The sequence below is a fragment of the Photobacterium aphoticum genome, from assembly GCF_001029435.1.
Taxonomy (GTDB): domain Bacteria; phylum Pseudomonadota; class Gammaproteobacteria; order Enterobacterales; family Vibrionaceae; genus Photobacterium; species Photobacterium aphoticum.
Genome location: NZ_LDOV01000027.1, coordinates 68,434 through 86,876 on the forward strand (window position 1 = coordinate 68,434; position 18,443 = coordinate 86,876).

The following is an 18,443-nucleotide window of genomic DNA, read 5'->3' on the forward strand; positions in this document are numbered from 1 at the left end:
ATGTACAAGAGTCTTTTAGCTGCCGCTGTCTTGGTATTGGCAGGATGCAGTAGCACAGAGCCGACGACGACAACGTACCTGTTACCCATGAATGATGCGCCGAACACCTTGCTCAGTGCCAATGCGCAGCAACCCGTGATGATTGTGCGCCCAGTTGAAGTGGCGCAGCATCTGGGTGGCAATGGCCTGGTGTATCAGGTCAGCCAAACCGAAGTGGTGCAGGCGCAACACAACCTGTGGGCAGAGAGCTTATCCAAGCAATTAACCCGTGCGGTGGTGGACGACTTACGCCAGAAACAATCGACCTATTGGTTCGATCAACTGACACCTGCTGTCAGTGCCATGGGGTTGCCGAAGCTGCAATTGCAGTTCACGCAGTTCAATGGTCACTATTCAGGCCTTGCGCAATTGGGCGGCCAGTGGATGGTAGTCAATGGTGAGGGCGAGGCAGTTATTCGCCAGCCATTCTTCATTCAGGTACCGTTGACGGAGGACGGTTATGCGGCACAGGTGGAAGCCTTGTCGGAAGGCGTTGAGCGTTTAACCACGCAGATCAGCCAGCGTGTGAGCCTGCTGAAACTGTAGATTGCACAGCGCTGCTAATAAGCGAAAGCAAGATTACGAGAAAAGTAAAAGAAAACAAAAAAGATAGCTCTCGGGCTATCTTTTTTATTGCCTGCTATCTGGCATCTTTAGATATAGAGCGACAAAGGCAGGGGATTATTTTTGCGGGTAATGACGATAGAACCCGTTCGTCCAGCATTCCGGTAAATCTTCACCGGAAGGAAAGGACAACTGCTGCTTGTTGATTTTCACCGGATCAGCCAGATCTTCGCCTGATTGATACTGCACAGTGACTTGTGACAGAAAGGGATTTACCAGTGAGGCCATGTCTACCACATCGACCAGATCGCCTGTTCGTGCTTCTTTCAAAAACATCACTTTATCTCCAAAGTATGCGGTAAAACGCGTTAAAAATGTTGCAGATCACCTATGATAAGGTTGCTATAAAGCAAATGATCACAACGCTTTAGTCTAAGTATGGCTGAATTTACGCGCTTTGCTGTTGCCAAGACGCAGGATGACTCGCAGAAGTCCGACGCCATACAGGCTGTGACAATGACAGATTGAAAATAACAAGGAACAAGAAAGCAATGAGTAAGTATTACTGGGGTATCGATCTCGGCGGCACCAAGATTGAGTGTGCGGTGATGGCGTATGAAGACGATCGTTGTGTAGTAAGACAGCGCATTGCGACGGAAGGTGAGAAAGGCTACCAGCATGTTATCAGCCAAATTAAGCGTTTGATTGACCAATGTGCCGAAGAAGTCGGTGCGTATCCGACGGCGGTGGGCTTTGGTACACCCGGCACGTTAGATCCTGCCACAGGCTTAATGAAAAACTGTAACTCGACCCACCTGAACGGCCAGCCACTGGATAAAGATCTGACGGCATGTTTGGGTGTACCGGTGAAGTTAGCCAATGATGCGAACTGCTTTGCCTTGGCTGAAGCCAAACTGGGTGCAGCACATGATATTAATCCGCAGGCAGAAGTGGTCTTCGGTATCATCATGGGCACGGGTGTTGGCTCGGGTATCGTGGTAAATGGCAAACCGCTGTACGGTTGTCACGGTATCGCGGGTGAGTGGGGACATAATCCGTTAGAGCAAGACGGCGCACCGTGTTACTGCGGACAGCATGGTTGCGTGGAAACGGTATTGTCTGGCACGGGTCTAGAGCGTTTTTATAACGACACCGCACAGACCACTGAAAAAGTGCGCTTGCCACAGATTATGGCTTTGGCACAAGAGGGGGATGCGATTGCCCAGCAAACGATAGATCGTATGCATGACTACTTTGGCCTGGCTGTTGCCCGTATCATTAACGTGATTGATCCGGATGTGATCGTGATTGGCGGTGGTGTCGGCAACGTGGATTCCCTGTACGAACAAGGTCGTCAGGCGATTTTGCCGCACTTGTTTAATCCGGTTCTGAATACACAGATTGTGAAGCCAAAACTGGGTGACAGTGCAGGCGTATTCGGCGCGGCGATGCTGGTGAAATAATTTCCGTCTTCATAGAAGCCTATCAACATCGGTTTAAATGACGAAGCCACCGCGAGGTGGCTTCTTTGTATGTACATTATTTAAGTGCTGTTTATCACTCAGGCCATAAAGGCGGCTTAGAAAATAAAATTCAGCATCAAGGTATAGAGGTTGGCATCTTTGTCTTCACCGGCAACGACAGGTGGATAAATGAATTGGCCAATATCCCCTTGTTCATAGTCAGAACGCTTCATGTACACGCCTTGCCATTCCGCATTCAGTGAAATAGAAGACGTGACATCGTAACGTACCCCAACCGTGGCACCTTTTGTCTTCCTGCGCTGGTGGCTTTCTTCATATACGACATACGGCGTGAAGTCCTGCCACGAGTACGCAGCCGACAAGTACCAGTTACTTTGAATGTTATCGCTGTGAACTTCTGCCATAAACTGCCAATCTTCATACAGGTATTCCGCCCCGAGGGTATAAATATTGAGCGTCTCTTTTTGCGGATTCACATCCGTGGTCATGGTGTACTGTGTGTTGAGGTAGCTGAAATGAATGCGGTAATCAAAGCCGTTTAATTCAGCGGCAAACCCCGCCAGATGATCCGCATCGACCGTGATTGTGCTATTCCCCACATCGATATCATTTTTACGGCCAAAACCGTAGAACGGGGAAACACTCATGACGATTTCGTCATTCAGGTCAAATTGCCAAGCGGCGCTTAATCCGTCGTAATACGTCACGCCTAATAAGCTGTCATAGACACTTTGCGGGGGGCGGGCCCACGGATAGGCTTGCCCGACGTAGTAATATTGCGAAACAAGAAAAAGCGGGATACGTAATCGGCCACCATGGAAAGTGAAGTTCTGGTATTCGTAGCTCAGGTAAGCCCATTCTAATTCCGGATCTGACCATTCATCTTGCGGGCGTTTAATCACCTGTACGGAGGCATTAAAAGCATCAGTAATGGCGAGATCAGCCTGCAGTCCAAAGATGGTGTCACAGTCATAGCAGACATCATCGGTAATTTCCCGATGCACAAAAATCGGCACGCTATTATCAGATTGGGTAATCGATGTTGAGCCAAAGCCACTGATGGAAAAATTATCCGTCAGTGAAATAGCAGCCAGCCCGCTGCAAGGGACAACAAGCAAAGACAGTGATAGGTGTGAAAGTTTAAACATGCCTTTACTCTCCTTGTAAGACAGTGATTAAGATATTGGCATTTTCCGGTACCGCATTGATGGGCGCATAGGCAATGCCATTAGGATTGGCATTAAGCCATTCAATGATTTCTTTAATGTCATCGCTGCTTAACTCTTCTGGTGGTGCTCCTTTGCCAGAAAACGACAAACTGGCCCAATAGCCGTTCATCTGTGTGACCGACTTACCCAGCAACATATTGTAAAACTCTTCACGATGAATGGATGTTTCAGGTAAATCCACCAAAATGATTTTAATGCTGCCGTTTATCTTCTTTGTTTTGCCTTTATAGAGCATGCGCGCCTTACTTTTCGTGAGTGGCGGCAGTTCACCATTCATCGAAAAAACGGCAAATTCGACCTCTTCAGTTTTTTTTGTTTCTGTGCTGGCTGTGACCGTTGTACTGGTCAGCATCAGGGATGCCGCAATGAGCACAGCTGGAAAAAAAGTGAGCAAACTCAGTCCATTGAACATCAATAAATTTCCATCATCATTTAGTAACCCTGCTATAAATGATAGTAGACATTGATGTCCCTACAACTGGACATGGCAATATTTTTTCAAGGAGTGAACATGGCCCTACTCAATGGTATTTCCATCAAACTCAGGCTTTTATGCTTAGTTATTTTACCGCTGATATTTGCCAGTATTTATACCGTCATTGAGTTGAGGCTATTGTTTGAACGGGTCAATCAATTAAGTGCATTGCAAGAGCGAATGGGCATGTTAGCGACCAGCTCAGAATTGTCGGATGCATTACACGGTTTGAAAATAACGAAATTGAATGGCGGTGATGCGACAGCATTGAAGCAAAAAGCCGAGACCGAGATTACGGCGATCTCCCAGTTTACGGATTTAGCGTTAGATGCTGACACCATGGCACAGATGCAATCCGTTAATGAAGAATTGCCGATGTTGATTGAAGACTACGGTGATATGGCTGTTGAAGACATGAATGACTGGTCTGAATGGGGAATGGATCTTGCTGTTCAGCGTCTGGTTATGCTGGAAAAATCCGTGGTCGATGTGCGAGATGCCAATATTGAACAGCAATTGTCGATTTTGTATCAGTTGCAGTGGCTGAAATTATGGGCACAGCAAGAAAACTGGTACATCCATTTGATGTACGCACAACCGGCATGGAGCGAATTTAAAGAATCGCTGGATACGGTGATTGAGCGTCAGCAACTGACTATTGAGCGTTATTTAACCATCAATGCGACCCCGGCGCAGATAGAACTGCTCAGTAATGTGTTTACGGATCCCGCTTTTGCCGCCAGTTTTCAAATTCGTAATGCCGCCTTTGAAGGGGAAATAACCTCACGAGACAAAGCGGCAGATATCATCACATTGGATAAGCGTTTGTCGTTAATTCAGTTTGTGGTGGAAGAAATCAGTCAGCAGTTAACGACCAATATTGATGCTTCTGTGCAGCATGCCAAACAACTGATTGCGGGGTATCTATCGGCCATTGTGTTGTCTACCTTATTGTTGATGTGGTTGGGTACGAACTTGATTCGCCGTATTGGTGCTTACCTCGATCGTATTCTGCGTGGAATGGCGAATTTGGAACACCCAGAAAGTGGGGATGCCAAAATCAAAACAGACGGGAATGATGAATTTACCGTGTTTAGTCATAAGCTGAATCAATTGATTGAGGAGCGGGTACAAAACCAAAAGAACTTGGTACAAGCAAAAGAAGAAGCGGAAAAAGCCAGTATTGCGAAAAGCTCCTTCTTGGCGAATATGTCACATGAAATTCGCACCCCGTTGAATGGAATTATTGGTATGTCGGGCATTCTGTCGGATACCAAACTGACACCGTCTCAGTCTGAATATGTCCAGACCATTGAAACCTCCTCACAAACCTTGTTGTTGTTGATTAATGACATCTTGGATCTCTCCAAAATTGAATCGGGCAACTTGGTACTGGCCCCGAGTGAATGCCGTGTACGTGAAGTGGCTTATGACACCATTTCTATTGTGTTGGCCAAAGCGGCCACCAGTGGGCTGGCATTGAATGTGGAGTTGGAACATGACGTGCCGGATGTGGTGTTACTGGATGAATACCGCTTACGACAGGTATTGATGAATCTGGCTTCTAATGCAGTGAAATTCACCGAATCGGGCAGTGTGACCATTGCGATTTCACGCCAAGCGGCAGATGAAGCGGGGAAAGTGGGGCTGCGTTTTGCGGTGAAAGATACCGGTATCGGGATTGCTAAAGACAAGCAACAACAAGTGTTTGCGCCGTTTACCCAAGAAGATGGCTCCATTACCCGTGAATTCGGTGGCACCGGGCTTGGTTTGGCGATTTGTCGCCAACTTGTCGAGTTGATGGGGGGAGAGATCGCGTTGGAGTCTGAAAAAGGCGTTGGCAGCACCTTCTTCTTCACGCTGACTGTCGAAGTCTTGCAGCAAAGCGCCGATGCCTTGGCAGATTGCAGGGGTAAAACGGTGCATGTATTAGCACCGGATTCCCATAGCGTTGAGATTGTGGAGCGTTTGCGCCATGAAAGTGCTTTCTTTGGCATTGAGATGAGGGTGAGTCATGCGTTATGTCCGGCGACTGAGCCGGTTGATGCGGTGATTTACTGTCCGATGCACGATGATGATCTCGTGCCCGCTTTAAAGCAAGTTCATGATCTGTTCCCGAACGTACCACTCTTGTTGTGCAGTCAGCACAGTACTGATTTACGCAGTGTGGATGAAAGCGTCGATGGCATTATCTCTATGCCGTTACTGGGGCTGCGCTTTGCCAAGGTCGTCCATAATGCCTTTACCCAAAAGAGAGCGCAGGCGACGACGTTTGAAACTACAGCCGTGGTTGCAGAGGTTGCTGCAGAAGCCGTGGAGACGATTCAGCATAAGATACTGATCGTGGAAGATAATCAAGTGAACCAACGTGTTGCCGGGTTGTTCCTCACCAAAGCAGGATATGTCTGTGATTTTGCCAATAACGGCAAAGAAGCCGTCGATATGATTAAAACCGAGAAGGACTATCATGCGGTATTGATGGATTGCATGATGCCTGTCATGGATGGATTTACCGCCACACAGAACATTCGAGAGTGGGAGCAAGGCTTAGGTAAAGCCGGTGTGCCGATCATTGCCCTGACAGCCAGTGTGCTGGATGAAGACATCAGTAAGTGTTTTGATGTCGGGATGGATGATTACGTCGCTAAGCCCTTTAAGAAAAATGTCCTGCTGGGTAAGTTAGAAAAGATAGCTGAGCCGGCATAAAGGCGGGTGATAGGTTGTTTTTGATACAATCTTTCGTTTAGCGGTTTTAAAGAGGGGAGCATTTTGCTCTCCTTTTTGTAAGAGATCTCTTACACGGAATGTGCGATTTTTAATATTTTGTCTTATTGCGTTTATTTATTTAAATATTTTGCCTTTGTAGAACAGAGGCTTATAAAATGAGCCTTTAATGTACAGAAGAATGCAGCGAAAAATGTGATCGTGATAGGTTGTTTGCCTGCCTGAATCACGTAATCTGTACCTCGTCGGAAGGAACTGACGGAACGGAACAGGATAGTAGCCAAGGATGTTGGCAACCTCAGGATGAGGTCGGTATATCAGGAAGATGTATCGGACAAGGACTGTGAAGGGAACATCGAACGGAAGCGATAGAGTAGGTAGGACACTTACTCGTCAGGACGACAGACATGGACCACTTCAGGATGAAGTTAGGGACACCTCCAGGACGGAGAAGAGAGTCGAGACAAGACGTTTCGACGGGTCAAGGTGATGACCAAAAGGACATATCCAGGACGGATACTAAGGGAAGACGCTGACGGAAACAGCATCAATCATGGAATGATGCAGGGAGCACCATAGTAGCCGGATTGCTGCAAGTAAGACCAAAGGGCGCGACGAAAGTCGCGCCCGCTCTTTTTTGGGCGATGTGAAATGTCTTCCAGCCTGAAATACACATCTCTCCCTCCTCCAAAAAATAAAAAACGAACATAAAGAAAGGGCGTAACCGAAGTTACGCCCTTTCTGCTGTCTGTTTTAGAGAGACTGACGATGCTTATTCTGCGATAACGCTTGGCTTGGTCTTCATGCTGACAAACAGCATGTAGATGGCAGTCGCCAGCAGCACCACGAAGAAGAAACCCATCAGACCAAGGCTGTGACGCATGAAGTATTGCGCTGCCACAGGACCCAGTGCAGAGCCCACGCTGTAGCTGAACAGCATGATTTGTGTCGCGGATACAATTGAAGCCGACTCAATACCGTCACACGCCAGTGTAATTGCGATTGGGTACAGTGCAAACGCTGACATGCCCAGCAGTGCCAATGCAATAATGTGCGTTACATAGTTCTGATCAAGCTGGTAAATACCCATGGCAAACACACCCAGAATGCTGACAAGTGCCAACAACAGGGACTTTGACATGCGGCATGACAGTTTGCCCACAATCGGCTGAATAGACATACCACCCAGTACGGTTGCAGCCATCAATACACCGATCTGATCGTTATTCGATGTGGTTTCAGAAATACGCAGTGCCAAAGGCAACAGGCCGTAAATAGAACCCATCACGATACCAGAAACCAAACAGCCGATAAGCGCAGGTTTGCTTAGGCCCAGAATTTGTTTCCAAGTCAGGCTGATGTGTTCTTCTACCGCTGGCTTGGCATTTTTAGCCATAAACGCCGGCATCATAGACATCGCTAAAAGGGCCATAACCACCATAAATGGCATCATACCTGTGGTACCGAACAGACCGATACCAAATTGACCCACAGTGGTACCACCATACAGAGAGGTCATGTACAGGCCAAGGTTCTTTGCGCGCTCTTCTTTGCTATCGCCGATCAATAGCCAAGATTCAATCACAACAAAAATACCGGCCACAGCAATACCGGCCACGAAACGGGCCGCTAGCCATACACTCAATGAGGTGTAAACGGCCATGATCCCTACTGACACTGCCAATAGAGAAATGAAAGCGATAAATGCCATGCGGTGACCAATACGTTTAATGATTGGTTCAATCAGCATGGAGCCTAATAACAAACCTACATAGAAAATACTGGCCAACCAACTGGCCGCATAGGTAGGTATGTTATGACTCACCAATGATAGCGGTAACAGACTCATTAGGTAGCCTGATGCAATAGCAAAAATGGTGAGCCCAGTAACTGGTACCCAAACACTCGTACGCGATGCGACGGTAGCGTGCTCGTTCACTACGTTATTCTCCAAAAGCAGACAGAAATAATAAAAAGCCCTTTCCTGGACAGAAAAGTGGCTTTATTTGGACCCTCGGGTCTCTGAGTGTTCGACGACAATATAAATACGGGAGGAGATGTATTCAGTCGGATCGGGACTATGAACCGAATTCAGGGGGACGTAAAATGAGTAAAACTAATGCTTATCCCTAGTGTAGTTTATCGAGATTAATAGTAAGAAATTTTGTATCTATCACTAATCATAGTGCAATGGGTTGTGTAACAACGGTCATTGGTTAAGGTGATGATTTATATGAAATATAGGGTAATCAAAATGTCGGGTTTGCTATGTTGTTTGTGGGTGGTTATTTAGTGATCTAATGATTCTTTGCGTTGGGGTTTGGCGCATTTTTGCCGAGAGAAAATGAAAAAAAATAACAGGTAGGAGCAGACTTTGACTGGTAATGGGTTGAAACCTACATTTTGAACGCTGTAAGCATACAAGTGCTTGGGGTGTGTTAATTGAGGTTTAACCTCTTAATATAATGATAAATAAAGATTTATATCATGAAGGCTTGAAAGGAATAGAGAGCGGAAGATAAAGAGGAAAGAAGTGACAAAGTGATGATAATTGTTGAAAAACTCCGGCTGTTTTTAGCAAACAGCCGGAGCGTAACGCGGGTTATTTAGAGATTCGCGTGAATCGAGAGAGGTAACGGCCATCACGGGAGAAGAATACGATCTCGTTCGTGGTGTCGTTATCATGGCGATTGATACGGATCTGATTATCAATCCCGACTGCAAATAGGCTATTTCGCGTCTGTATTTTCAGTGGAATATCAAATTGGTTTACTTTTGCTTTCAGTACGCCGTCTTTATATACCACCTGCAACGGGACACCGTCGTTATCTAAGTAATTCCCGATCACGTCAATATCGTGCTGCCATTTTGCGAAGTTGGTTTTTGGCGGAATGACACGACCCACAGGGGCCTGGTCATTCATGATTTTGACTAAGTCGATAGAAAGCAGGTCGATATTGGTATTGAACAGGTTACTCAGCGCAATAACCGTTAGGTTCGTCTTCGGCTCTTGGATGAGTACCGCTTTAAAGCCATCAATTTCCCCTTGATGGATAAAGTAAGAGGTACCACCAATTTCTTCATTGAATACGCCGTATTGCTGATCATACATGCGTGCGACAAGATCACGGGAAATGATTTGTCCGGTATTCAGTGAACGGCTCCATACCAGAAGATCGCGTGCGGTGGTAATAAGTTCACCGGCTGACCATGCACAGCCTGGCGGTGTGATATGCGCATCGACAAGGCCAGACAGTTCATAGGACTTTGCCAGTTGGAACGAGAGCGTCAGCTTCATGCTGCTGTCTTTCATTCCCAGCGGGCGAAGGATCTCGGTGGTGACGTAATCTTCGTAATCTTGCCCGGTTACTTGTTCAATGATGTCACCCAGTAGGTAGTAACTGGCATTGTTGTAGTTGAACATTTTACTTGGGGCATACACGCGGGATTTGCTGACGGTGTTATTGACCAAGGTTTTAGATGAACAACTCTTGTCGTATTCACGTAATGACGGATCGCGGTACAAGCCTGCAGTGTGGTTCAGCAGCATTGCAATGGTGATGTTTTTGCCGTCTTTGAGTTTCGGGAAGTATTTGTCGACAGGCTTATCGATGTCGAGTTTACCTTGCTCATGCAGACGTAAAATCGTCACAGCAGTGATTTGCTTGGTGATCGACCCTACTTTGAACAGGTTGTCTTTATTGATAGGGCGTTTGAGCTTAACGTCGGCATAACCGATAGACTTTTCGTAGACCACATCGTTGTTTTGGGCAATCAGTACATTACCACTGAAGCGGCCGTAACTGTTGAGGTGATGAATATACTCATCCAGTTTTTGTTGCGTTTGGCCTGCGGTATCACTGTTGGTTGTGGCCGAATTGGCACTTTGTGGGCCGCTTAAGGAAAAACTGCCATCGGCGTTTTGTGAAGATCCGGTGAGGGTAATGGTGCCTTCGCTGCTTTGGCTGCCGGATAACGTGATGGTTTCATTGGCACTAACAGCGCCACTCAGCGGAAAGAGTGCCAGCAATAGTAACGCATTCAAAGTCTTAAGCTTTTTCATAGATTCTGCTGTAGAGAGTAATAAATATATTCAACGTATCACTCTGATCTTTGTTCAGCTATTTAATGATGTGGCGCGGCAGGGATAAGGACAAAATTTCTGGAGTGACTCTGCGTTATTTTGAAGAGCGAAATTTTGTTGCACTAAAAAGTGTAGAGAATATCAATCTAGGTAAGGGATGGGGGACAGGTGATAGCGTGATAACTTTTAACTAACTGTTTTATAAGTATCTATCAGAGTGTGAGAAAAAAGCAGCCACGTCAATGTGACTGCTTTCCGGATAAGGTGAAAAAGGAAAAAGTGTGCGATGGCTCGCTACTTCTCCCATTGCACAAGTTGGTCTTTCGGCCATTGTGCCCCAATCTCATGGTATTTCTGCTCTAACACATGACGCTTGATTTTTAATGTGGGCGTAAGGATACCGTTTTCGATACTCCAGGGATCTTTGATCATCAGCACGCCTTTAATCTTGGCATGAGATTCTAGCTCCTCATTGAGGGTATTGATCACCCGTTCAGCGCTGCGGGCATACCGCTCAGGATCGAAGTTCGGATAGGCATGGGGCACCGCCAGAAGGATAGGCCCTGGCATACCTGAGCCCACCACACATAACATTTCAAAGTTACCCAGTTCAAAAATTCGCTTTTCAATCGGCACCGGAGAGACAAATTTGCCTTTGGCGGTTTTGAAGGTGTCGTTCTTGCGTCCCTGAATGGTGAGGTAGCCATCATTGTCCATGAAGCCGATATCACCGGTACGTAGCCAGCCGTCTGCATCAAACATCGCTTGACTGGCGTCTTCGTTCTTGTAGTAGCCTGCAAACAAGCCCTGACTGCGCACCAGAATCTCATCATCTTCGGCAATTTTCACGTCGATACCCGGGCCTGCATTACCGACGGTCCCGATTTTATCGCTACGGAATGGGTGGTTGAGCGTACTGTAGGCAAAAGATTCGGTCATGCCCCAGGCTTCTGTGATGTTCAGGCCAATACTTTCATACCAGCGTAATAGGGCAGGAGAAACCGGTGCGGAGCCACAGCCCAGTACGCGCGCTTGATCTAAACCTAATCCATCAGCCAGCTTGCGCTTGATGATGCCAGAGATAAACGGGATTTTGAGCAGCAGATTTAATTTACCTTGCGGCAACTTATCGAAAATACGTTGCTGAAAGACGGTCCACAGACGCGGTACGGAAATGAACAGGGTGGGGCGATGCATTTTGACATCGTCAATGAAGGTATCCAGCGATTCGGGGAAAGCGACTTGAATACCTGCCATAACGGAAGAACCAAAAATGTACACGCGTTCGGTAATGTGAGCGAGAGGTAGATAAGAGAACAAACGTTCCCCTTTTTGCATTCCAATATGTTCAACCAGACGTTGCGCAGACCAAGAAAACGCACCGTAATTGAGCAGTGCTCCTTTCGGTAGGCCAGACGTTCCTGATGTGTATACAATTGACATCAGATCATCGTCTTGGTGGACAGGACGCGCCGTAGACGGAGAGTGATCGCCAATGAAGTCGGCGAGCGTAAAGTGACATTTCGGTGCAGAAGGATACGGGTAAGCAATGGAAGTGACGTCGGGGTATTTGGCTAACACGGAAGAAATGGCGGCTGCGTCATCCAGTTTACCGACAAAAATGGCTTTGGATTCACTGTGTGTCAGGCAGTGTTCAATGGTATCGGCCCCTGCGGTGGGAAAGATAGGTACACTGATAAAGCTGCCGAACATGAGTGCGAGATCGGTAATGAACCACTCGGCACAGTTTTTCGAAATAATAGCAATGCGGTCGCCGGGTTGCAGTCCTTGTGCTTGCAAGGCACTGACCAGTTTGAGAGCTTGCTGCGTGACTTCAGCATACGTGAAATCAACAAATTGTCGGTCGATAATCTGACGTAGATAAACGTCATTGGCGCGCTCATCGGCCCATTTTAACATCATATCGGTAGGCATAGGTTGTGCCGTTGCCGATGTGTCTGTGCGATCCATGTGCAGCGGTAACGTCATAATGCGATCCTTTATTGTTATGCCTTTGTTAAAATAATGCTAACTCGAGGGGTGGGTCAAGTGTTGCTTGTCAATAAGTTGTGTTGCATATGCCTTCGACCAGTGTCAAAAAAAGGCAAGATATCGCGGATTCTCTGTTGAAAATAGACCAGAATAGCTCAGGCGGCGTCAATTTTATTGCTTTAATAACCTATTCATAAATTCATGTTTCTATTATACTTGTTGCGATTTATGAAAGAGTAATGTGATTAATTGAATATAAATTCATCGCATAGTTGTAGCCGTATAGGGATATTTTGTTGTGTGGGCTGTCAATGCGTTGACTGAGCGTGAATGCCGATTTAGCCCCTTTACATGACCGGAGAGTGACAAGGCTTACCTGTGATCGTCACTGAGATCATTCGTCGGCAGCTTGTTAATTGAATAAGATGAAAGAGTCCATTCATTATGCCAAAGCGTAGTAAAGAAGATACTGAAATCACCATTCAGACAATCATGGATGCGGTTGTCGATCAGATTCTGACTTTGGGTTACGACAAAATGTCGTACACCACATTAAGTAAACAGACGGGTATCTCCCGTACCGGTATCAGTCACCATTTTCCGAAAAAACAGGATTTCGCCAACGCACTTGATGGTCGTATCTTCCGTTTGTTCGTTGAAAAGCTAGAGTTGAATCATGGCTTGAAAGAATTTACCGATAGCTGGCTGGTGGCTTTGGATGATGAACAGTTCCGTGCGACACTGCGTCTGCTGTTCCACCACATTGCGACGGCGGAAACGACCAGCGAATTTTCTAAGCGTGGTATTGAGCGTTTATACCAGTTATGTGAAGAACGCTTTGGTCCTGAAAGCGAGAAAGAGCTGGAATGGCTGCTGGGCAAATCGTTGATCAGCTTGGTGCGCTAGCGTAACGGCACCAATGCACAGTGAAAGAAACACCTTTGGGCGCGTGCGCATGTTTAGCTGGCGTACGGCTCTGGGTGATGGTTTATGGATACAAGAGAATAAGTAATGCTGAAATATATTGTGATTGCCCTGGTGGGTCTGGGTGTGTATATCGGTGTCACGTTTAAAGACGAGATTGAAGATGCATTGGATGCACGCTCGTTTGAAGAAGTGCATGATGTGATTGAAGATGCTTCTGATAAAGCAGACGATGCCAAGAATGATTTAACCGACAAGTGGGAAGAGTTAACGAAGTAATGTCGTTATCTTTGATTTGTTGATAAAAAAAGACCGGTCATACTTGTGACCGGTCTTTTTTGTTTTAAGCGCTTCCTACATGCTTATTGATATCAACATTAAAATCAGTGCGCAGAGATGATGTAGAAGTAGTAAATCATCGTCAGGGCAATCACGTAGACTGACCAGTGATCTTCTTTGTAGCGGCCTGTGGCTAACTTCAGGAAGGCATACACCAACATGGCAGCGGCAATCCCGTTACCGGCGTTGAAGCTGAACACGCTCATCACGACACACACAAAGGCTGGTAGGTATTCGGTGATGTCGTCATAGTTGATTTTCTTCATCGAACTCATCATTGCGATACCGATGTACATCAGCACAGGGGCGGTCGCTTCTGTTGGGATCATGCCCGCCAGTGGTGCCAAGAAGAGTGTCAGCGCAAAACAGCCTGCCGTCACCAGCGCGGTGAAGCCTGTTCGGCCGCCCGCTTCTACACCCGCAGAACTTTCCACATAAGTCGTCAGCACCGGGCAAGAGAACAGGGCGCCAAAGGTTGTGGCACTGGAGTCCACGTGGAAGTTTTTCTCAATGCCAGGCAGGTTGCCATCTTTGTCGAGATAACCCGCTTGTGCACCAATGCCTAGTAGCGCGCCCAGCGTAGAGAAAAAGTCCGGAATAAAGAACGCCAGCAAGAAAGGCAGATAGACAGGGCTAAGTGCACCCATCACATCTAACTGGAAAAACATGTTATCAATGCTGCCCGGCATGCTGAACAGGCTATCAGGTACAGAAGTGATACCCAGTGGCAAACTGATCAACGTAGTCAACAATACCGCAAGAATGATCCCGCCCTGAATTTTGCGCGACACAAAAAACAGCACCAAGAAGAAACCCAGCATGGCGACTAAGACTTCCAGTGAGGCTAAGTCACCGAAGATCAGCACGTTTTTGCGCGGATCCGCCACAACCACTCCTGCTTGCTTAAAGCCCAGTAAGGCAATGAACAGGCCGATACCCACGCCAACCGAAACTTTGACACTGTGTGGGATCACACGCACGACAAAGTCACGTACCCCTAAAAAGGACACCAGCATAAACAGCACACCACTGATGAACACAATGCCCGCAGCAATGCCCAGCGGCACATCGTTACCCAGCAGGGTGTAAGAGAAAATCGCCACACTACCTAGACCCGGGCCCAATACGAACGGACGGTTAGTGTACACCGCCATCGCAATGGTGGTGATCACCGTCATCAGTACGGTTACGGTCAATGCGCTGTCAAACGGAATACCGCCTTTGCTCAGCATATTCGGTACTACGGCGACCATGTATGCCATGGTCGCAAAGGTGGTGAGTCCGGCAATCACTTCTATGCGCAGGTTGGTGTTATTGCCTTTAAAATCAAACCAGCTGGCAAGGCTAAAAGCGGGCTTGGTGCTTACAGTTTCCATGGGGTCCCTCTATAAGTCGTCAAAATAGGTCTGGCCGTTAACGTGCGCGGCAATACTGAATCAATTTATGTGGTGCAATCACGGGCTCTGCGGCCAAGGTCCCGCGCAGGCGATCAAAGTCAGTGGTCCATTCAGTGAGCCACTGCTGTTTGAGCTCTTCTGGCATCCAACAGGCTTCAATGCTGTTGATCAGCATTTGGCGCAGGCTGTCGAGATCAAAACCGAAATCCTCCACCATCACGCGGTAACAGTTGGCGCTGGTGGTATCATGAATATGCCAGTCGTCGGTACACGGAATGATGTTCAGGCCAGCTTTCGCCATGGTGCGGATAGGGTGGTTCATCGCCCACTGTTCGTGCTCCGGCCACAGCTTGAAATAATAGGTGTTAGAAGGGATCACGGTAAATGGGATCCCATGCTGTGCATATAGCGCGGTGAGTTCAGGGTTATCAATAAGGGTGTAGCCGTGATCAATACGATCAACATGGATCAATTCCACACCGGTTTCCACATTGCGCCAGTGCAGGCCAAATTCCGAACAGTGTGCCGTGGTGCGTAAACCGTGTGATTGAGCCAGTGCATAGGCTTTCCAGAAATGCTCAACCGGTGCGTTATGTTCTTTGTAATCAATGCCGATACCCAACACATACGGGTGTGGGTACGCGATCATCGCATTCACCATGTCTACCGCTTCTTCGGGGGATTTTTCACGGTTGATAGACGGGATCAGGCGAACAATCAGCCCTAAACGTTGTTCCACATCCTCAATGGCTTGCGCCAGTGTGTCAGTCACGGTGGCGTAAGACAGGGCTGTGTCACTCGGGTTCCAGAAGGTTTCGATATAACGCACGCCACAGGCATGAGCATCTTCTGCCACTTCCGTTAATACGCGATAGTAGTCTTCCGGTTCACGCATCAGTTGATACAGGAAGGTCAGCGCTTCTATACCGCCTTTTACCACGCTGCCTTCGTGCTGATAGGCACGGTAATAGCATTTCGCTTCCTGCTCAGGCAGATCAACACCATACTTGTCGGCAAAAGCCAGCATGGTTTCAAGGCGTACACCGCCCAGTAAGTGGTAGTGCAGATCTGCTTTGGGAAATTGATGATAAAACGCTGATAGCGAAAGTGTATCGGATGCCACAGTAACCTCTTTGACGCAACAGTTTGCGCAATCGTTTGCTTTGGCGCGGAGTATCCTCCTCAAACAAGAAAATGTGAAATGCAAATATCGATATGTCAGTGCCGATTCGGCACTGACTCGTTATGTTAAGACGTTTTTGGCAATAAGAAACAGATTGCGTTTATAAGGAAAAAGCGCGGGAAGTCGCGATAACGGCGCGTTAGTCAGTGACGAGCGTGTGTGTTGCATGCCATGCTCGACTGAGCTGCCAACCTTGTTGAATGTCGCTGTGTAATTGTTGCCACAACTGCTGCGCATGATGACGCAGGGGCGCGGAGTTGCGATACAGGCGAATTTGATACGGGAAGCGGTAGTGAGTCGGATCGATGGCTTTGAGCGTACCAGCTGCCAGTTCATGTTGAATTTGGGCATCGGGCAGCCAGGCCAAGCCTTTGCCACGCAGTGCCATGTCTTTGTGTAACTGGCACATTGAGCTTTCAAACACCGGATAGGTATGTAATGGCTTTAATCCCGGTTGGTGTTGTTCAATTAAGCGGGCGCTATACGAGTCGGCACTGTAGCGAATGATAGGCGTGGCATGCTCGGCAGAAGGCTGGAAAAGTGGCTCACCGTTGCTGTTAGTCGCGGAAACCAGCAAAAAATCGCCCTGACCAATGCATACGTTGCTAAAGGGCGGTTGCAGTAACGAATGGATCTCAAAGCCTAAGAAGAAATCGCACTGGCCTTGGATCAGCGAATCTACCGCACAATCGACCCGTAAAATATCGACAGAAAACGGCATGTCTTGCTGCTGGTTTACGTGATCAATCAAATCAAGCAATGTCGGTGAAGATAACGAGTGCGGGCTGGCAATTCGAATCGGATTTTGCAGCGGTTGTTCAATGCCGTTAAGCAGTTTGAGTCCATCTTCCATCTGCGCAATCATGTTTCTGGCCACGGTTCTGAATTGGCGACCCGCAGGCGTCAGGCTAATGGGCGTGGTGGAGCGATCAATCAAGGGTTGGCCAATGGCTTTTTCTAATGCGCGAATATGACGACCAAAGGCCGGCTGGGTGATGTGTCTGGCTTCGGCGGCACGGGAAAAATGCTGAAGATCGGCCAGCATAAGAAAATCTTCCAGCCATTTTGTATCTAGGTTCATGATGCGACTCGTCACGCGGTAAAAGAGAGTGGATCAAAAAAGCACCGTCCGATGACCGAAATATCGAAACATCACTATTTCGACATAAAAGGGCATTGAACGGTGCTTAAAATACTATGTTGCGTGATTATATTCTACATTGAGGACGCGGCGCATTATAGCTTGGCAGCTTTGCGATTTCGGCTTTTAAATCATCAATGCGCGTATCGTGAGAAGGGTGGGTAGAAAGCAATTCTGGCGGCTGGTTACCCCCCGAGGCTTTGGCCATGTTCTTCCACAAATCAATGCTGGCATTAGGATCGAACCCTGCTTCTGCCATCAAACGTAAACCCACAATGTCAGATTCTGATTCCTGCGCGCGGCCATAAGGCATTAACACCCCATATTGTACGCCTAAACCCAGACCGGCCATTGCCGCGCCGTGGTATTGCGTCCCGCTGATCGCCAGGCTGGACAGTTCCAAACCGATGTCCGCCATTTGCGTGCGCGATAACCGCTCATTACTGTGTTGGGCGATAACATGGGCAACTTCATGGCCAATGACCGTGGCTAATTGGTCTTGGTTTTTGGCGACTTTCAACAGCCCGGTATACACACCAATTTTGCCGCCAGGCAGGGCAAACGCATTCACCTGATCACTGTCAAACACCACCACTTCCCATTGCTCTGCTGCTTCTGGGCCGGTGAGTTTTTGCGTGATAGATTGCGCAACACACTGTACGTACTGATTGGTTTTTTTGTCGGTGTAGATCTTTTCTTGCTGCTTTAGTGCGTCAAAAGATTGTGCCCCTAACTGCGACATATCTTGCTGTGAATATAAAAGCATTTGGCTGCGGCCAGTGGGTGAGCTGCTACATGCGCTCAATGCAAAGGTGGCCGCAATCAGGCCAGCAATAGCCAGAGGACGATTCATGGTGACTCCTGTCAT

At 47.6% G+C, this 18,443-nt stretch carries 15 protein-coding genes; 5 read left to right on the top strand and 10 right to left on the bottom strand.

Annotated features, from left to right (window positions below):
- Positions 1 to 585: a PqiC family protein gene (locus ABT58_RS15200; protein ID WP_047875277.1), complete on the top strand. Its 585-nt coding sequence runs from the start codon at positions 1 to 3 to the stop codon at positions 583 to 585.
- 135 nt (positions 586 to 720) lie between these two features.
- Here ABT58_RS15200 and ABT58_RS15205 read toward each other — a convergent pair whose 3' ends face one another.
- Positions 721 to 939: a hypothetical protein gene (locus ABT58_RS15205; RefSeq protein WP_047875278.1), complete on the bottom strand. Its 219-nt coding sequence runs from the start codon at positions 937 to 939 to the stop codon at positions 721 to 723.
- 215 nt (positions 940 to 1,154) lie between these two features.
- On the opposite strand from ABT58_RS15205, the gene ABT58_RS15210 reads away from it, so the two are divergent.
- Positions 1,155 to 2,066, top strand: a complete 912-nt coding sequence (locus ABT58_RS15210) for an ROK family protein (protein WP_047875279.1) — start codon at positions 1,155 to 1,157, stop codon at positions 2,064 to 2,066.
- Between the two features lie 116 nt (positions 2,067 to 2,182).
- Here the strand turns inward: ABT58_RS15210 and ABT58_RS15215 are convergent, their stop codons facing one another.
- Both ABT58_RS15215 and ABT58_RS15220 read right to left on the bottom strand, forming a co-directional pair.
- The gene (locus ABT58_RS15215; RefSeq protein WP_047875280.1) at positions 2,183 to 3,235 is read right to left on the bottom strand and encodes a porin; all 1,053 of its coding nucleotides are present in this window, start codon (positions 3,233 to 3,235) and stop codon (positions 2,183 to 2,185) included.
- 4 nt (positions 3,236 to 3,239) lie between these two features.
- A complete protein-coding gene (locus ABT58_RS15220) occupies positions 3,240 to 3,728 on the bottom strand; it encodes a hypothetical protein (protein WP_047875281.1) in 489 nt (162 codons plus the stop codon).
- A 99-nt stretch (positions 3,729 to 3,827) separates the two neighbouring features.
- On the opposite strand from ABT58_RS15220, the gene ABT58_RS15225 reads away from it, so the two are divergent.
- Positions 3,828 to 6,497, top strand: a complete 2,670-nt coding sequence (locus ABT58_RS15225) for a hybrid sensor histidine kinase/response regulator (protein WP_047875282.1) — start codon at positions 3,828 to 3,830, stop codon at positions 6,495 to 6,497.
- Between the two features lie 790 nt (positions 6,498 to 7,287).
- Here the strand turns inward: ABT58_RS15225 and ABT58_RS15230 are convergent.
- The 3 genes from ABT58_RS15230 to ABT58_RS15240 form a co-directional block, all read right to left on the bottom strand.
- The gene (locus ABT58_RS15230; protein ID WP_047875283.1) at positions 7,288 to 8,454 is read right to left on the bottom strand and encodes an MFS transporter; all 1,167 of its coding nucleotides are present in this window, start codon (positions 8,452 to 8,454) and stop codon (positions 7,288 to 7,290) included.
- A 663-nt stretch (positions 8,455 to 9,117) separates the two neighbouring features.
- Positions 9,118 to 10,578, bottom strand: a complete 1,461-nt coding sequence (locus ABT58_RS15235; RefSeq protein WP_047875284.1) for a serine hydrolase domain-containing protein — start codon at positions 10,576 to 10,578, stop codon at positions 9,118 to 9,120.
- Between the two features lie 315 nt (positions 10,579 to 10,893).
- Positions 10,894 to 12,588 carry an AMP-binding protein gene (locus ABT58_RS15240; protein ID WP_047875285.1) on the bottom strand — a complete coding sequence of 565 codons (1,695 nt, stop codon included), beginning with the start codon at positions 12,586 to 12,588 and terminating at the stop codon, positions 10,894 to 10,896.
- Positions 12,589 to 13,035: 447 nt separating this feature from the next.
- On the opposite strand from ABT58_RS15240, the gene ABT58_RS15245 reads away from it, so the two are divergent.
- Together ABT58_RS15245 and ABT58_RS15250 are read left to right on the top strand one after the other, a co-directional pair.
- Positions 13,036 to 13,497: a TetR family transcriptional regulator gene (locus tag ABT58_RS15245; protein ID WP_047875286.1), complete on the top strand. Its 462-nt coding sequence runs from the start codon at positions 13,036 to 13,038 to the stop codon at positions 13,495 to 13,497.
- A 105-nt stretch (positions 13,498 to 13,602) separates the two neighbouring features.
- On the top strand, positions 13,603 to 13,794 hold the full coding sequence (locus tag ABT58_RS15250) for a hypothetical protein (RefSeq protein WP_047875287.1): 192 nt from the start codon (positions 13,603 to 13,605) through the stop codon (positions 13,792 to 13,794).
- Positions 13,795 to 13,898: 104 nt separating this feature from the next.
- Here the strand turns inward: ABT58_RS15250 and ABT58_RS15255 are convergent, their stop codons facing one another.
- From ABT58_RS15255 to ABT58_RS15270, 4 genes are all read right to left on the bottom strand, one after another.
- Complete coding sequence (locus ABT58_RS15255; protein ID WP_047875288.1) at positions 13,899 to 15,230, bottom strand: NCS2 family permease; 1,332 nt, start codon at positions 15,228 to 15,230, stop codon at positions 13,899 to 13,901.
- Between the two features lie 37 nt (positions 15,231 to 15,267).
- Entirely contained in the window at positions 15,268 to 16,374 is a 1,107-nt protein-coding gene (locus ABT58_RS15260; protein ID WP_047875289.1) for an adenosine deaminase family protein, read from the bottom strand.
- A 199-nt stretch (positions 16,375 to 16,573) separates the two neighbouring features.
- Positions 16,574 to 17,515 carry a LysR family transcriptional regulator gene (locus ABT58_RS15265; protein WP_047875290.1) on the bottom strand — a complete coding sequence of 314 codons (942 nt, stop codon included), beginning with the start codon at positions 17,513 to 17,515 and terminating at the stop codon, positions 16,574 to 16,576.
- A gap of 127 nt (positions 17,516 to 17,642) precedes the next feature.
- Positions 17,643 to 18,428, bottom strand: coding sequence for a M48 family metallopeptidase (locus tag ABT58_RS15270; RefSeq protein ID WP_047875291.1), 786 nt, complete (start codon positions 18,426 to 18,428; stop codon positions 17,643 to 17,645).
- Between the last annotated feature and the right edge of the window lie 15 nt (positions 18,429 to 18,443).

Coding starts and splice junctions, on each gene's coding strand:
- ABT58_RS15200 (WP_047875277.1), top strand. CDS start 1: ATGTACAAGAGTCTTTTAGCTGCCGCTGTCTTGGTATTGGCAGGATGC.
- ABT58_RS15205 (WP_047875278.1), bottom strand. CDS start 939: ATGTTTTTGAAAGAAGCACGAACAGGCGATCTGGTCGATGTGGTAGAC.
- ABT58_RS15210 (WP_047875279.1), top strand. CDS start 1,155: ATGAGTAAGTATTACTGGGGTATCGATCTCGGCGGCACCAAGATTGAG.
- ABT58_RS15215 (WP_047875280.1), bottom strand. CDS start 3,235: ATGTTTAAACTTTCACACCTATCACTGTCTTTGCTTGTTGTCCCTTGC.
- ABT58_RS15220 (WP_047875281.1), bottom strand. CDS start 3,728: ATGTTCAATGGACTGAGTTTGCTCACTTTTTTTCCAGCTGTGCTCATT.
- ABT58_RS15225 (WP_047875282.1), top strand. CDS start 3,828: ATGGCCCTACTCAATGGTATTTCCATCAAACTCAGGCTTTTATGCTTA.
- ABT58_RS15235 (WP_047875284.1), bottom strand. CDS start 10,578: ATGAAAAAGCTTAAGACTTTGAATGCGTTACTATTGCTGGCACTCTTT.
- ABT58_RS15240 (WP_047875285.1), bottom strand. CDS start 12,588: ATGACGTTACCGCTGCACATGGATCGCACAGACACATCGGCAACGGCA.
- ABT58_RS15245 (WP_047875286.1), top strand. CDS start 13,036: ATGCCAAAGCGTAGTAAAGAAGATACTGAAATCACCATTCAGACAATC.
- ABT58_RS15250 (WP_047875287.1), top strand. CDS start 13,603: ATGCTGAAATATATTGTGATTGCCCTGGTGGGTCTGGGTGTGTATATC.
- ABT58_RS15255 (WP_047875288.1), bottom strand. CDS start 15,230: ATGGAAACTGTAAGCACCAAGCCCGCTTTTAGCCTTGCCAGCTGGTTT.
- ABT58_RS15265 (WP_047875290.1), bottom strand. CDS start 17,515: ATGAACCTAGATACAAAATGGCTGGAAGATTTTCTTATGCTGGCCGAT.
- ABT58_RS15270 (WP_047875291.1), bottom strand. CDS start 18,428: ATGAATCGTCCTCTGGCTATTGCTGGCCTGATTGCGGCCACCTTTGCA.